Consider the following 15,769-nt stretch of genomic DNA (forward strand, 5'->3'; position numbering starts at 1 on the left):
CCGTATATAATTCTAGCAAAAAAAATTATGTTAAAAAATTAAGCTTGGTATATAAATATATCCCAACTAATTAAAATTACACAAAATTTTTTCACGCATATTTTGCTTTAAAAACAACTAAAAAATGCAATTAAATTTATTAAATTAAATAAGCCAATAAAAATATCTAAGTTAGCAAAACAACTGATCGCAAAATTTAATTAAACGTTTCAACTAATAATTAAAAATCAACACCAAAACAAAATTTAATATACTGAGTAAAATTTACAAACAAAACGATTAAATTGTTTCACATGAAACAATCTAATATAAAGTAGTAAGATTATTAAGTAAATATAACAGCGCAAAGTCTCTATAATATTATCATTAATAACTTTTAGGATTAAAATGCAATTTGATATAGCTTCAAGTTATATCAATACACTATTAAATTATATGAGAATACAGGCCCTATATGCTTTGACAGGCATTATGGATATCTATATACTATTAAATAGATAGTAATTATATTTATAGGCGTAAAAATAGATAAATCTTGAGATTAATCTAATCTATAAACAATATACTAATGATTAAGTACACGCTCTACGGATACGCAGAGCTTTTTATTTTGAAAAGGAGGCGTTTCCATGCCCATTTATAACGGAATGCTTCCTGCCATCGATAAAGCAGAAGTAAAACGATACGCAGGACTTCGTCATGCAGAGGATTTTCCACAACAATATGTGGACGAAGCATGTAAAGAAATTCAGTTATTAGCTACACCTAAAGGTGTATATCAAGAATATGATTATGATGCAGAAACAAAGACAATTTTGAGCAATCCACCGCTTAAGATTGAAGGTTCCATCATTGAAAAACACTTAGAAAAGTCTACAAAAGTCTATGTATTAGGCGTGACAGTAGGTGAAGATGTAGAAATCCGCAGTGAACAACTTTTTAAACAAGGTAATTATACTGTAGGATTACTATTAGATGCAGCGGCTACCACAGCAGTAGAACAAGTAGCTGATCAAGTTAATGAAGTTATCAATACCATCGCTAAAAAACAAGGTTATAAAGCAACATGGCGCTTTAGTCCTGGTTACGGTAACTGGCCATTAGAAATTCAGCCTCAATTAGCTAAAATTATTAAAACAGAGATGATTGGTTTGCAAGTAACGGAGAACTATTTATTGTTCCCACGTAAATCTGTAACAGCTATTATTGGCTTAATGCCAGCTGACCAAGATATTAATACAAAGCGTGGTTGCACATCTTGTTCCCAAAAGGATTGTGCATCTCGTAAATTGCCAGAGAAGGCATCGGTTACCACTAATAACGAAGGAGAAGAGGGCCGTAGTAAAACAACAGCTGAAGTCTCTGGTATTGCTATGAAAGGCCAACCAACAGAATAATGTTTCACGTGAAACATTTCAAAATTTAGGATGATAAAGGAAGATATTTATGTATATATTTGATGGTGCTATGGGCACAATGCTTCAAGCTGCAGGCTTGGAAGAGGGCTATTGTCCAGAATTATTTAACGTAGAAAAACCAGAAGTAGTAAAGAATATTCACGCTCAATACTTACAACATGGCAGTGATGTTATTACTACAAATACATTCGGTGCTTGTGGTCTTAAGTTAGAAGATTACGACTTACAAGATCGCGTAAGAGAAATCAATATTGCAGCTGTAAAAGTTGCAAAAGAAGCTATTGCAGAGGTTAAACCATCTGCTCGAGTGGCTGGTTCTATGGGTCCTACAGGTCGTTTCTTGCAACCATTAGGCAATATGAGCTTTGACTCTATTTATGACACATACCGTGAACAAGCAGATGCATTGATTGAAGGTGGTGTAGATTTCATTATCATTGAAACTATCATCGACGTACAAGAAATGCGTGCCGCTTTATTAGCATCTCTTGATGCTCGTGAAGCAGCAGGGAAGACAAAAGAAGATGTACAAATTATCTGTCAGTTTTCTTTCAGTGAAGACGGCCGTACTATTACAGGTACACCGCCAGCAGTTGCAACTACTATCGTAGAAGCAATGGGTGCTGATATAATCGGTATCAACTGTTCTCTTGGACCTGAACAAATCACACCACTCATTGAGGAAATCGCTAGCGTTACAAACTTACCAATTAGCTGCCAACCAAATGCAGGCATGCCACAATTAATCAATAAACAAACTGTATTCCCACTTACAGCAGAAGAAATGGGTCCATTGATGCTTCCAATCGTAGATGCAGGTGCAAGCTATGTAGGTGGTTGCTGTGGTACAACACCAGCTCATATCCAATCTATTTCCGACGCTGTAAAAGCACATACACCTAAAGAACGTGCTCATATTGAACCTAAAACAATCATTACAAGCCGTACTAAATTGTTGGAATTAGGTCATCACACAAAACCGCTTATCATCGGTGAACGTATCAATCCTACAGGCCGTAAAGTGCTTGCTCAAGAATTACGCGATGGCTCTTTCATCCGCGTAAAACGCGATGCGTTAGACCAAGTAGAAGCAGGTGCCGACATCCTCGACGTAAACATGGGCGTAGCAGGCATGGACCAAACTCCATTGATGGAGCGTGCGATTTTCGAATTATCCATGCTCGTTGAAACTCCATTATCCATCGATACATTGGATCCAGCAGCTATGGAAGTAGCGCTTAAAAACTATCCAGGTCGCGCTCTTATCAACTCCGTAAATGGGGAAGAGGAGTCTATCACACACGTTATGCCATTGGCTAAACGTTATGGTGCTGCTTTGCTTTGCTTGCCAATCTGCAGTGGCGACTTACCTGAAAAAGCAGAAGACCGCATTGCTTTAGCTGAAAGCATTGTAAATCGTGCCTATGGCTATGGTCTTCAACCACACGACTTATTACTTGATCCATTAGTATTAACACTTGCTAGCGGTGAAGATAGTGCACGCCAAACATTGCGTACATTACAGTTATATAAAGAGAAATTTGGCTTCCCAACAGTAATGGGCTTGTCTAACATCTCCTTCGGTATGCCACAACGCCCTTACTTGAACGGCCAATTCTTAACAATGGCTTTGGCTTGTGGTTTAACAACACCAATTATGAACCCTCTAAACTATCCAGCGAAAAAAGCGTTTGTTTCTAGCACTACATTATTAGGTTGGGATCCAGGTTCTACTCAATTCATCAAAGAATACGGTTATGAAGACGAAACAAGTGCTCCTGGTAACGCTGCTCCAAAAGGTCCTGAAAAGAAATCTTTCGACAGCAATGATCCACTCGCTAATATCCGTGCTTGCGTAGAGCAAGGGGAAAAAGAGGCTATTATAGATCTTGTTAAAAAAGCCTTAGCAGATGGCATTGATCCATTGGACCTTACTAAAAAAGGTCTTTCTGAAGCGATGAACGTAGTAGGGGACAAGTTCGGTTCTGGTAAATTATTCTTGCCACAAGTAATGCTTGCTGCTGAAACAATGCAGGCTGCTTTCAACACGATTAAAGAAATCATTCCTGCTAGTGAAAGTTTAGATAAAGGCACAGTTGTTGTAGCAACAGTTAAAGGCGACATCCACGATTTAGGTAAAAATATCGTAGCGGCCTTACTTGAAAACAATGGTTATAAAATCGTTGACCTCGGTAAAGACGTTGATCCAGAAGTCATCGTTCAAGCTATTAAGGACAACAAGGCGGCTCTCGTTGGTATCTGTTCCTTGATGACTACAACAATGCCTCAAATCGATAATACTGTTGCAGCTATCCGCGCTGCAGGCCTTAATACTAAGGTCATGGTTGGTGGTGCCGTAGTATCTCAAGAATACGCAGATCAAGCGGGCGCAGATATCTACGCTAAAGACGGCATCGCTGCCGTTAACCACGCAAATGATTACTTTGAGACATTAGAAAAATAATTTCTGATTTACATGACACAAAACAAGGTGAAAGCTCAGCTTAAAAACTTATTTTAATGGTGACAACCACTTAAAGGATTAAACAAGATAAGCTTTCACCATATGTATAGATCAAGAGGTACATGATGACATTAAGAGAGAAACATCAACAAGGGAAATTCACCATCACTGTTGAATTAGACCCACCAAAGAGCAGTTCTGCTCAAAAGGTATTTGACCAAGCATCGCGTTTGAAAGGGAAAGTAGATGCTATTAACATCGCTGACAGCCCTATGTCTAAGATGCGTATGAGCCCAATTTCCTTGTCCTATTTGTTACAACATAACGAAGGCATTGAAACTATCTTCCACCTTACATGCCGTGACCGTAACATCATCGGCTTACAATCCGAATTACTAGGCGCTGCAGCACTGGGCGTAAATAATATCTTAACCCTTACTGGTGACAAACCAGATAATGGGGATCACCCATTTGCACAATCCGTATTTGAAGTAGACTGCATGGGCTTGCTCAATATCGCTAAAACATTAAATGCTGGTAAGGACTTGGCAGGTAATGATTTAGATGAGCCTACAAACTTCTACATCGGCGCTACTGGCAACCCTGGTGCACCAGACTTAGAAATTGAACGTCAAAAATTAGCTGCTAAAATTAAAAACGGTGCGCACTTCGTACAAACACAACCAATTTACGATTTAGAACAAGCAAAACGTTACATAGACAAAATGTCCGAATTTGATGTGCCTATCATGCTTGGTTTAATTCCACTTAAAAGCTTCAAAATGGCTACATATTTACATGAAAAAGTGCCTGGAATTAACCTTACACAAGAAATCCTAGACCGCGTAGAAAAGGGCGGAAAAGAAGCGGGTACAGAAATCGCTATCGAAACCTTGGAACAAATCAAAAAAATCGCTGCAGGCGTACATATTATGCCTTTAAACGATATTGATACAACATTACATATCATTGACCACGTATAGGTCATTGTAAGATTATCATAGGATAAGAAATCATAACCACCCGTAGAACGGGTGGTTTGCTCTGACCCTATAAGGGTCTTTCTCTAGTGGTGGCCCTCTAAAGAGGGCATTGAATGATCTGACAACCACTCTATTACCACTGGCTGCCCCCTACTCGGGGGCTTTTGTTTTGCCTATTTTACTGGCTCACCCGTAAACGGGTCGGTGTATTCTTTAAAGTTTAATGTATCTTGCGCTATATCCTCTTGTAGTTGATTGCGAATATACTCTTTTATCGCTCCTTCATATCGTCCTACCGTATCCACATAATATCCTCTACACCAGAAATGTCTATTTCCATACTTATATTTTAAATTTGCGTGTTTATCGAATATCATGAGGCTACTTTTGCTTTTTAAATATCCCATAAAACTCGATACGCTTAAATGTGGTGGTATCGTTACTAGCATATGAATATGATCTGGACAACATTCCGCCTCTATAATCTCTACATTCTTTCTCTTACATAAATCTCTTAAAATTTTACCTACATCAGCTTTTATCCGACCATAAATTATTTGTCTTCTATACTTTGGAGCAAAAACAATATGATATTTGCATCTCCATTTACTATGTGATAAGCTTTTTACGTCATTCATTGACATTGAACCTCCTATGTTGAAATGTTGTGGTTGCCAGACCAACTTCATTCTATCACTAGGAGGTTCTTTCCTTTTCTCTAAGAATTTTTTATCGACCCCCAGTTTAACTGGGGGTTTAATCATGCCTATTCGGCGTACAAAGAGAAAGAGGATGCAAATCTTAGGTTTGCATCCTCTTTTGTATAGGTATCAATTGTTTTCTATTATCCGCTATTACGAGATAGCACTAATAAGTTATACTAACGGCTTGTCTTTAATTTCTTTTGGTTTACGTGGGTATTGTTTAGGTGTTTTACCTGTTTTCTTAATGTACAGGATTGCTCGTTTATCATCCAAGGTTGGAAGTGTAACAGTACGTACTTCTTCAATCTTTGCTTTTAATGTGCTAAGGGCTTTATTGGATTCTCCCACTTCTTCTTCGTAGATAGCACCTTTTAAGGCAATAACGTAGCCACCTTCTTTAACATATGGCACAGTCCATTCTAAGAGAATAGGTAAACGTGCCACTGCACGACTCGTAGCGATATCGAAGCTTTCACGGTAATCTTGATGACTAAGATCCTCTGCACGGCCATGTAAAGTAGTACAGTTCGTCAACTGTAGCTCATCCATAATGGATTCAAGGAAGGTAAGACGTTTTTTTAAAGAATCAAACAGCGTAACCTTAAGGCTACGGTCGTAGATTACCAACGGAATACCAGGGAAACCAGCACCAGTGCCAACATCGATGATAGACATGCCAGATTTAATAATATTTGGATCGTAGCAAGAGAGGGAGTCAATCATGTGCTTCACTACAACTTCTTTCATATCTGTAATACCGGTGAGGTTGAGATATTTATTTGTTTCAATCATGCGCGCGTAATACACATAAAAGTCCTTCGCCTGCTCTTCCGTACAAGGCAAACCAAATTGGCTCATTTGCTCCATCATGTATGAAACAAATTCAGACTCAGGTGCTATAGGCACATCGTATTTCTCTTTCATAAGTACTCCTAATAAATTATCAGATATTTATATGATTGTAAAAGTAAACGACACATAGTTAGAAAATCTCATGTCATATGATACATCATATAAACAAATCCAGGTAATCAACAATATATAAGATAGTAGAATAGTATTTCTTATTTCAAACCCTATAAAACTCAAAAATTTGCATTCTACGGCGTTTTTAATCTATTTTATATAAGTTTATATACGAAAACTAATAAAATGATTATATAAGCGAAATATTTAAGTCATTTTTCTTTATATTATAGCATATTCTCAATTTATTCTCATTTACAAATAAATATATAGGACTTGCGTAACACAAAATAGGGTAGGGGAGAAATTTTATACCTGCATTATCATTTAAAATAATTAATTGAGAAATCGGTCCATCTTTTTTCAATTTCATCTTCATCTTTTCAACAACTAAATTTCACAGTTTATTTCTAATTTATCACCATGAATTTTTCTTCACTTACAAAATATTTTGTCTATTCTGAATGTACACTCAATGTACTTCTCTGGTGTACATATTTTATACATAGAATAGTAAGAGTTTTATAAATATTCATATAAATATACAGAAAAATCCTATTATAATATGTATACAAGATTATACCTTGCTAAAATATATATCAAGGTATATACTTTTATTAACAAGGAGGTGATATGTATGACCACAGCAAAGCTATTCGAAAATGGCCGCAGCCAGGCTGTACGATTACCAAAAGAATTTCGGTTTAATGGTGATGAAGTAATCATCAACAAAATAGGAAATGTAGTTTTACTTATGCCAAAAGACGATGAGTGGGCAGGATTTGTAGCCGGTTTATCATTATTTACAGATGATTTTATGTATAACGGACGGGAAGATATTGATCATCAGGAGCGTGAAACCTTATGAAGTATATGTTAGATACTAATATATGTATTTATGCTATCAAACAAGAGCCAGAAGTTGTACTACAAAAAATTTTAAAGCATCATCCTTCAGATATCTGTATATCATCAATTACATATGCTGAGTTAATGCATGGTGTAGAAAAAAGTCAATCAAAAGATAAAAATAGATTAGCTTTAACACTTTTATTATCACCTATCCAAATTGTTGATTTTGACAGCCACGCTGCTGAGGAATATGGAAAAATAAAAGCCGATTTACAATCACAAGGAAAAGTTATTGGTCCTATGGATCTACTCATTGCAAGCCACGCAAAGTCAAAGGGTCTTACCATTGTTACTAATAATACAAAAGAGTTTAAAAGAGTAAATCAATTAGAAGTTGAAGATTGGTCTAAACCATTAAGCTAATTAAAACTATAAATATTTACTAAAAAAGCTAGTTAATCGTAACGATTAGCTAGCTTTTTCGATTATATGATTGCTTATCACAATTATTTACTTCGATTGTATTGTTCTAGTTGGATCAACAGTACAGATACATCCGCCGGGGATACGCCAGAGATACGGCTTGCTTGGCCGATGGAGTGAGGGCGGATTTTATTGAGCTTTTGTTGTGCTTCAAGGGAGATGCCCTTAATTTCTGTATAATCCCATTCTTTTGGAAGAATTTTTTCTTCTAATTTACGAACCTTGTCGACTTGGTCCATTTGCTTTTTGATATAACCTTCATACGTAATGGAGATATCAACAGCTTCTTCTACGTCAGGAGTATAGCGTTTTAATCCAAATGCATCGGCTACGATAGCGTAGGAAAGTTCATTACGTTTTACTAAATCATAAGCATGAATACCTGTTCTAATAGGTGCTGTACCTAAACTTTCAAGCAAAGCTTGTGTTTCTTTAGATGGATTTACAGGTGTATTTCGTAACATATCCATTGCTTCGTCAATAGCAGCTTTCTTTGCTGTAAATTTAGCCCAACGATCGTCTTTTACAAGACCAATAGCACGACCTTTTTCAGTAAGGCGCATGTCTGCATTATCTTGGCGAAGCAATAAACGATATTCACTGCGACTTGTCATCATGCGGTATGGTTCATTCGTACCTTTTGTTACAAGATCATCGATGAGAACACCGATATATGCTTCGGAGCGAGCAAGGATAAAAGGTTCTTTACCTTCAAGCCATAAAGCAGCATTAATACCAGCCATTAAGCCTTGTGCAGCGGCTTCTTCATAGCCAGATGTACCATTAGCTTGACCAGCAGAGTAGAGGCCTTCAATATGTTTTACTTGAAGGGCTGGCGTCAATTGCGTTGGGTTCAAGCAATCGTATTCAATAGCATACGCAGGGCGCATGATTTCTACATTTTCAAGGCCTGGAATGGTGCGAAGGAATGCATATTGTACGTCCATAGGAAGGGAAGTACTCATGCCTTGCACGTACATTTCGTTTGTACTAGTACCTTCTGGTTCTACGAATAATTGATGGCGTTCTTTATCGGCAAAGCGCACTACTTTATCTTCGATAGAAGGACAGTAACGAGGGCCTACACCTTCGATTTTACCGCTATACATAGGGGCACGGTGAATATTGCTCGTAATGATTTCGTGCGTTTCTTTGTTAGTATAGGTCAACCAACATACGTCTTCATTGCGGTTGATCCATTCATCCATAAAGGAGAAGGAGTGATGATGTGTATCGCCTTCTTGAACCTCCATATTTTCAAGGTTAAGCGTACGTTTATCTACACGGGCTGGCGTACCAGTCTTGAAGCGCATCAACTCAATGCCATTGTCGAGCAATGATTGAGAGAAATGTTCCGCTACGCGTTGACCATTTGGGCCACCTACATAATCGATATCGCCGATGAGGATTTTACCTTTCAAGTAGGTACCTGTACAAAGAATAACAGCCTTAGCACCATAGAATTCGCCAAGTTCTGTAACGATACCTGTTACCTTGCCGTCCTCAACCTTAAGCTCCGTTACCATGATTTGCTTAACATTGAGGTTCTCTGTATTTTCAATGGTTTGTTTCATCAAATGTTGGTATTTGATTTTATCAGATTGACAGCGCAATGAATGCACTGCAGGGCCTTTACCCATGTTGAGCATACGCATTTGAATAGCCGTAGCATCTGCGTTAATACCCATTTGACCGCCTAAAGCGTCAAGTTCATAAACAAGATGGCTTTTACCAGGACCTCCAACGGCAGGATTACATGGCATAAGCGCAATGTTATCTAAACTGATGGTCGCCATCAACGTACGATGACCCATGCGGGCAGCGGCAAGAGCCGCCTCACAACCAGCATGACCACCACCGATGACGATGACATCATAATTATCTACTGTGTACATATCAATTGAATTCCTTATATTTATTACTTATCTTATTGTGAAAGTATATTTTATTCAAAACTACGAGGCAAAATATCTCAGGGTCCAGTTCCTTACTGTGAAAATTTTAAAGTGATGCTTGAATTTGACCCTGAGTACAGGTCGCTCGCTGGGCATTTTCCTTCGGAAAATTGCACGCTCCGACCAAAGTGATGTGTGGGTTTAATCCAGAGCACAGTTCCTCACTGTGAAAATTTTAAAGTGATGCTTGGATTTGACCCTGAGTACAGGTCGCTCGCTGGGCATTTTTCTTCGAAAAATTGCACGCTCCGACTAAAGTGATGTGTGGCTCCCATCGTCGCTAACGCTCCTCTGTTAGCTCACACCCTACTTTTACTTTTATTTCCCTAAACAAAAACGACTGAATAGTTCGTCGATCATGCTTTCTCGAATGGTGTCGCCCGTGATGTCACCTAGTAGTTCCCAGGCGCTACGCAGGTCGGTAGCTACAAAGTCTACTGGCATGCCCATGTCGATGGAGGAGAGGGCTTGTTCGACTTGAGTCTTCGCTTGTTCCATGAGGCTGATGTGGCGCACGTTACTGATCATGGCGCTATTGTCTTGTTTAACGCGACCGCCGTAGACGAGTTCTTGTACCCATTTAGAGAGAACTGCAGAGCCTTCGCCTTCTTTAGCACTAATGCGCTCAATAGCTGTAAAAGTCCCGTGTTCTTTAATATTTTCGTCTGTAACGATTTGTGCCACGTCGGACTTATTGAGGAGTACGATGGTATTCAAACCGCTGACAGAGGTCAAAATTTCGATTTCTTCAGGGGTTAATGGAGTAGACCCGTCGATAACACAAAGCACGATATCTGCTTTATTAATATAATCGCGAGCACGCTCCACGCCGAGGGCTTCTACCGTATCTTGAGTATCGCGAATACCTGCCGTATCGATGAGGCGCAGAGAAATGCCTTCTACGGTCATATATTCTTCAATACTATCCCGCGTCGTCCCAGGAATATCCGTTACAATAGCGCGGTTTTCGCGCAAGAGAGCGTTCATAAGGCTCGATTTACCTGCATTTGGACGGCCTACAATAACCGTCGTAATACCGTCGCGAATGAGGCGACCTGTGTTCGCCGTAGACAACAAATCGTCCATAGCTTTCAAAATAGGCTCTAGCTGCTCGCGAACCTCTTGGCTCGTTACGTCCTCGATATCCTCTTCTGGATAGTCGATAGTTACCTCTAAATGAGCAATCATGGCGATGAGCTGTTCACGCACATCTTTTACAAAGGACGAAACTGTACCGTCCAGCTGCGATACAGCGAGAGAGAGGGAGTCCTCCGTTTTCGCTTCAATAATATCAATGATCGCCTCTGCTTGAGTGAGGTCGATACGTCCGTTCATAAAGGCACGCTTCGTAAATTCGCCGGCTTCAGCCATACGCACATCGTGATTTACGAGCAATTTCAAAATTTGTCGAACCGGCACAATACCGCCGTGACACTGAATTTCCACCACATCCTCTGCCGTGTAAGAATGAGGGCCTTTCATTAATAATACAAGAACCTCGTCGATGGTCTTGTTCGTTGCAGGGTCCACAATCGTCCCGTATTGTATCGTTCTGTTTTGGCGGTCCATCAAAGGAACGGTGCCAGCGCTCTTGAACAGGCTATTTACAATAGGAAAACTATCCTTGCCGCTGACCCGAATAATACCAACCCCGCCGATGCCGGGCGGCGTCGCAATGGCCGCTATTGTATCATCTATATACATACATATCTCCGTATTTCGATTATCTAGTATTTGCTTTTGTATATGTTCTTCGCCTGTGAAAGTTAAACTAAACTAATCTTTGCATGCGAAGATTAACTTAGGTTAGCTTTCACCATAACCTAAAGAATAAAGGGGGCAGCCCTCAAGCAACCGAGAATATCAGTCACTTAAAAGCTGCACCACTATATTATTTTTTGTACATAATCACAACGTGACGGAACGGTTCGTCCCCTTCACTGTTAGTAACAACGTTTTTATCCCCTTGAAGGGCAGTGTGAATGATTTTACGTTCAAAAGCATTCATCGGTTCCAAGGAAACCTTTTGACGGTTGCGTTTCACCTTAGAAGCCAAGCGTTTCGCGAGATTCACCAATGTTTCTTCTCGACGAGAACGGTAATTTTCCACATCTACAACGATGTGGCAGTGGCCAGATACATCCTTGTGTGCCACGAGATTTGTTAAGTATTGAATAGCATCCAATGTTTGACCATGTTTACCGATCAAAATACCTAAATCTTCGCCGTGTACTTGGAATGTAATCTTATCTTTAGTCATCATTTTTTCGATAACTACAGTGAGGCCCATTTGAGTAAACATATCATCGAGGAATTGTTTACCTTTTTCAGCAATTTCTTGTTGATCTTCTTTTGAAAGTTCCTTTTTAGAAGGTTTTTCTACAACATCACCTTCAGAAGTTTCAACTGCTGTATCTTGTACTTCTGTTTCACTTGTTGCTACCGGCTCGGATGCAACAGCTACAGATTGTTCTTCTGCTTTAGCTACTTCTTCCACAGTAGCAGTTTTTGCCATAGCTGTGAAGAATAAACGAACAACTGCTGGTTTTCGACCAATGCCCAAGAAACCATTAGAAGGTTGTTCCAAGACTTTAGTTTCTACCAATTCTTGGCCTTCTGCAGCCAATTGAGCTACGCCTTTGGCAATGGCATCTTCAATGGTTTTAGCAGATACATCGATAAATTCCATAGTGTCTCCTATTTCTTAGCTTCTAAGCTTTTGTAAATGAAATGTTGTTGCACAAATTGGAATACATTGGATACGATCCAGTAAATAACTAAGCCAGATGGGAAGTTAAGGGAGATGTAACCAATGAATAAAGGCATAAAGATTGTCATAATCTTTTGTTGTTGCGCAGCAGCACCAGTTGCACCGCTACTAGTTTGCTTGGACATAATCCATGTAGATAATGCACTCAATACTGGCAAGATGTACATTGGATCTGGTTCGCCAAGACTAGGAAGCCATAAGAATTGTACATAGTTTTGATCGTATGGATAGCCTTGTAAAGCATAGAAGATAGCGATCAAGAATGGCATTTGCACCAATAGAGGCAAACAACCAGCCAATGGGTTAACGCCCATTTCTTTGTACAATGCACCCATTTCCGCTTGAAGTTTTGCAGGATCGTTTTTGTATTTATCTTGCAATTCTTTCATGTGAGGCTGTAACTCTTGCATAGCCTTCATGGATTTGATTTGTTTTACAGTAAGTGGTGCCAAAACCGCTTTAATAACGATTGTTAAAAGGATAATAGCCACACCGTAGCTTGGATAGCCTACCATTTGAGTTAATTGGAACGCATAGGTTACCAATGTAGTCATCAATTCAACGATAGGGTGGAATATACTACTTAAGAATTCCATTGTTTCTCCTTTTTCTTACAGTCCGAAACCGTCCTTTGCGCATCTATATATCGTTATGGTATGGTCTAAATTTCATCCATACAGATGCTCAGGTATTTCCAAAACTGTGCTAGATGTTTTTTGTGAAAGTTGCTTTCACAAAACGCAAAACCAGCCTAAACCCTCGTAGGTTAAGGAACTGGATCGTAGCCACCCTTGTGGAAAGGATGGCAGCGAAGAATGCGTTTTAAACCCATCCAGCTACCTTTCAAAGGACCATATTTTTCGATGGCCTGCAAAGTATATGTGGAACATGTCGGATAATAACGGCAACATCCAGGTTTTAAGGGAGATATGGCAAGCTGATAGAACCTAATTAAAAGTCGTAAAAGCGTAGTTATACAGCGTTTCATGGAAACCTCCATATACACAAAAAAGGACCAAAGCCTTCTAACTTGTGGTCCTATTTATCATTTTGTATCAACAATTTGCTTTTTCGCAAGAGATACAAAATTTCCTTTTCCGCTTTTTCGTAGGTAGCGTTTTTCAGAGGGCCACGTCCAACAATTACGATATGATACCCTTCGCGTATGGAATGTTGATTGAGGCGATACACCTCTTTCATGAGCCGTCTAGCTCGGTTGCGCTCAACAGCACAACCAACCTTTTTGCCGGTTACAAAACCAATGCGCGTAGATTGCTTCGCCACGGGCATACGATAGAGTACACACATACGGCCTACTTCGTATTTTCCGTGCTTATACACAAGGCGATATTCATTATTGTGCGTCAGTCGTCTTGCTTTATCGAGGCAATAATCCATATGCATTGTCCTTAAGTCCTAAGAATAGAAAAACTTGGCAGCAGCGCCAAGTTTTTTCTCCTGCCTAACAGCTATTATATTATGCAGATAAGCGTTTTCTGCCTTTTGCACGTCTTCTTTTTAAAACGAGACGGCCACCGATAGTTTTCATGCGTTCACGGAAACCATGGGTACGTTTTCTCCAAAGAGTATTTGGTTGGTAAGTACGTTTCATTAGTAAAACACCTCCTCGTCATTTGTATTGTTTTACTTATACCATAACAGGGTAATTATAGAGTTAAAACGTAAATTTGTCAATATAATAAAGGCATTCTGCTTGTGAGTTCTTGTATTTCTATAATAATTCTATCACACATTTCATCCAATAATTGATGTTACGTTTCCAAGGGGAGGAATATAGGGCTCCTTTATCGCTCCATACGACGCGTAAAGTCGCTCGAAAGGACCCTATATTCCCTCCCTAAGTAAATCCTAATGTCAACTTACACACCACTACACGATGTAAACGTAACATCAATTTACAGCAATACAAGAACTCACATTCTAATCTTTTATATAAGACAAATTTACCTTTTGATCTCTGGTTAGAGAGGGGAGGAATAGATGTGGTTTTCTCCCTCCATACGACACGTTTCGGTCAAAAATCCACATCTATTCCTGCTCCCAACATATTCTAATGACTACTATAACACCTACCACCAGTATAAAAAGTAGTATCAGTTTTTATAGCAAATCAATAAAAGTCTTTCAGAATACGGATCTAAGATTTAACAAATTTTACATTTTATCCTCTGGGAAGGAGATAGGGAATGATGTTACGTTTCCAGGGGGAGGAGGGCTCTTTCATCGCTCCATACGACGCGTAAAGTCGCTCAAAAGGACCCTATATTCCCTCCCTAAGTAAATCCTAATGTCAACTTACACACCACTACACGATGTAAACGTAACATCAATTTATAACAACACAAGAACTCACATTCTAATCTTTTTATATAAGACAAATTTACCTTTTGATCTCTAGTTAGAAAGAGGGGAGGAATAGATGTGGTTTTCTCCCTTTTCCCTCTACGCCATATAAAATTACAATTTGTTTTATGAACAGAAGTTTATTGTTTAGTAACGATGATTGGATAGTTTCTAGATTACTTTTCCACAATTATTATTTATTAACATGGTTATCTATTATTGTTAGAAAGGGGATTGATACTAATTTTTAAGCGACTTGCGTCAGAATGGAGCGAGAAAATTAGTATCAATCCCTTCCTAAAAGTAATCTAGAAACAAATGTAAAAATAGATGGATAAAAATTAGATTTATAACTCATCGTTACTTAGTTAAATATAGTTCATATACAAATTGTAATTCGATAAAAGTAGTTTTCAGTCCTCCCCCAAAAGTAATTGATGAACAAAAGATGAGATAATTACTGAGTTATTAACATTTCTCCTTCAGATAATCAAAAGTTATCCACAGAATAAATGACAAACTAGTGATTTTTTGGTACAATCATAACTGAAATTAGGAAAAAGTATATATTTTTATAAGTTTTTGTTGGATAACTTTTAAGGTTATCCACATTTTTTCTCTTTTAACCTGTGTAATCTATAAAGTCAGTTATTATCTGGTTGGAAGAGAATTTTATTTTCACTTATTCACAGGTTGTGCACAGGTTATTCACAGGAATAACAGGTTTTTCCACAGCTTTCACAAGAGTTATACACATTATTCCTAAAGTTATACACATTTATCGCAATAGTTATACACAAGAGGCACGTC

General features: G+C 38.7%; 14 protein-coding genes. 5 read left to right on the forward strand and 9 right to left on the reverse strand.

Going from position 1 to position 15,769, the window contains the following annotated elements:
- Nucleotides 1-629: 629 nt before the first annotated feature.
- From VEIT17_RS09720 to VEIT17_RS09730, 3 genes are all read left to right on the forward strand, one after another.
- The gene (locus VEIT17_RS09720; RefSeq protein ID WP_178885945.1) at nt 630-1,397 is read left to right on the forward strand and encodes a methionine synthase; all 768 of its coding nucleotides are present in this window, start codon (nt 630-632) and stop codon (nt 1,395-1,397) included.
- A gap of 49 nt (nt 1,398-1,446) precedes the next feature.
- A complete protein-coding gene (locus VEIT17_RS09725; RefSeq protein ID WP_178885947.1) occupies nt 1,447-3,882 on the forward strand; it encodes a homocysteine S-methyltransferase family protein in 2,436 nt (811 codons plus the stop codon).
- 125 nt (nt 3,883-4,007) lie between these two features.
- The gene (locus tag VEIT17_RS09730) at nt 4,008-4,865 is read left to right on the forward strand and encodes a methylenetetrahydrofolate reductase (protein ID WP_082717874.1); all 858 of its coding nucleotides are present in this window, start codon (nt 4,008-4,010) and stop codon (nt 4,863-4,865) included.
- A gap of 173 nt (nt 4,866-5,038) precedes the next feature.
- Here VEIT17_RS09730 and tnpA read toward each other — a convergent pair whose 3' ends face one another.
- Both tnpA and rsmG read right to left on the reverse strand, forming a co-directional pair.
- Nucleotides 5,039-5,503: an IS200/IS605 family transposase gene (gene tnpA / locus VEIT17_RS09735; RefSeq protein ID WP_038125930.1), complete on the reverse strand. Its 465-nt coding sequence runs from the start codon at nt 5,501-5,503 to the stop codon at nt 5,039-5,041.
- 237 nt (nt 5,504-5,740) lie between these two features.
- Nucleotides 5,741-6,493, reverse strand: a complete 753-nt coding sequence (gene rsmG, locus VEIT17_RS09740; RefSeq protein WP_178885949.1) for a 16S rRNA (guanine(527)-N(7))-methyltransferase RsmG — start codon at nt 6,491-6,493, stop codon at nt 5,741-5,743.
- Nucleotides 6,494-7,172: 679 nt separating this feature from the next.
- Here rsmG and vapB point away from each other — a divergent pair.
- Nucleotides 7,173-7,403, forward strand: coding sequence for a type II toxin-antitoxin system antitoxin VapB (gene vapB / locus VEIT17_RS09745; RefSeq protein WP_178885951.1), 231 nt, complete (start codon nt 7,173-7,175; stop codon nt 7,401-7,403).
- Nucleotides 7,400-7,810 carry a type II toxin-antitoxin system tRNA(fMet)-specific endonuclease VapC gene (vapC, locus tag VEIT17_RS09750; RefSeq protein ID WP_178885953.1) on the forward strand — a complete coding sequence of 137 codons (411 nt, stop codon included), beginning with the start codon at nt 7,400-7,402 and terminating at the stop codon, nt 7,808-7,810. The genes vapB and vapC overlap by 4 nt, the downstream gene beginning before the upstream one ends.
- An 83-nt stretch (nt 7,811-7,893) precedes the next feature.
- On the opposite strand, the gene mnmG is transcribed toward vapC, so the two are convergent.
- From mnmG to rpmH, 7 genes are all read right to left on the reverse strand, one after another.
- A complete protein-coding gene (gene mnmG, locus VEIT17_RS09755; protein WP_178885955.1) occupies nt 7,894-9,765 on the reverse strand; it encodes a tRNA uridine-5-carboxymethylaminomethyl(34) synthesis enzyme MnmG in 1,872 nt (623 codons plus the stop codon).
- A 378-nt stretch (nt 9,766-10,143) separates the two neighbouring features.
- Nucleotides 10,144-11,529 carry a tRNA uridine-5-carboxymethylaminomethyl(34) synthesis GTPase MnmE gene (gene mnmE, locus VEIT17_RS09760; RefSeq protein WP_178885957.1) on the reverse strand — a complete coding sequence of 462 codons (1,386 nt, stop codon included), beginning with the start codon at nt 11,527-11,529 and terminating at the stop codon, nt 10,144-10,146.
- Between the two features lie 187 nt (nt 11,530-11,716).
- The gene (jag, locus tag VEIT17_RS09765; protein WP_178885959.1) at nt 11,717-12,514 is read right to left on the reverse strand and encodes an RNA-binding cell elongation regulator Jag/EloR; all 798 of its coding nucleotides are present in this window, start codon (nt 12,512-12,514) and stop codon (nt 11,717-11,719) included.
- Nucleotides 12,515-12,522: 8 nt separating this feature from the next.
- On the reverse strand, nt 12,523-13,191 hold the full coding sequence (locus tag VEIT17_RS09770; protein WP_178885961.1) for a YidC/Oxa1 family membrane protein insertase: 669 nt from the start codon (nt 13,189-13,191) through the stop codon (nt 12,523-12,525).
- 170 nt (nt 13,192-13,361) lie between these two features.
- On the reverse strand, nt 13,362-13,583 hold the full coding sequence (gene yidD, locus VEIT17_RS09775; RefSeq protein WP_072270728.1) for a membrane protein insertion efficiency factor YidD: 222 nt from the start codon (nt 13,581-13,583) through the stop codon (nt 13,362-13,364).
- Between the two features lie 50 nt (nt 13,584-13,633).
- Entirely contained in the window at nt 13,634-13,993 is a 360-nt protein-coding gene (gene rnpA, locus VEIT17_RS09780) for a ribonuclease P protein component (RefSeq protein ID WP_105089992.1), read from the reverse strand.
- Nucleotides 13,994-14,072: 79 nt separating this feature from the next.
- Nucleotides 14,073-14,207 (reverse strand): 50S ribosomal protein L34, encoded by a 135-nt coding sequence (rpmH, locus tag VEIT17_RS09785; protein ID WP_004692946.1) that lies wholly within the window; start codon nt 14,205-14,207, stop codon nt 14,073-14,075.
- Nucleotides 14,208-15,769: the final 1,562 nt, after the last annotated feature.

Origin of the sequence: Veillonella nakazawae (assembly GCF_013393365.1) — a bacterium.
Classification (GTDB): domain Bacteria; phylum Bacillota; class Negativicutes; order Veillonellales; family Veillonellaceae; genus Veillonella; species Veillonella nakazawae.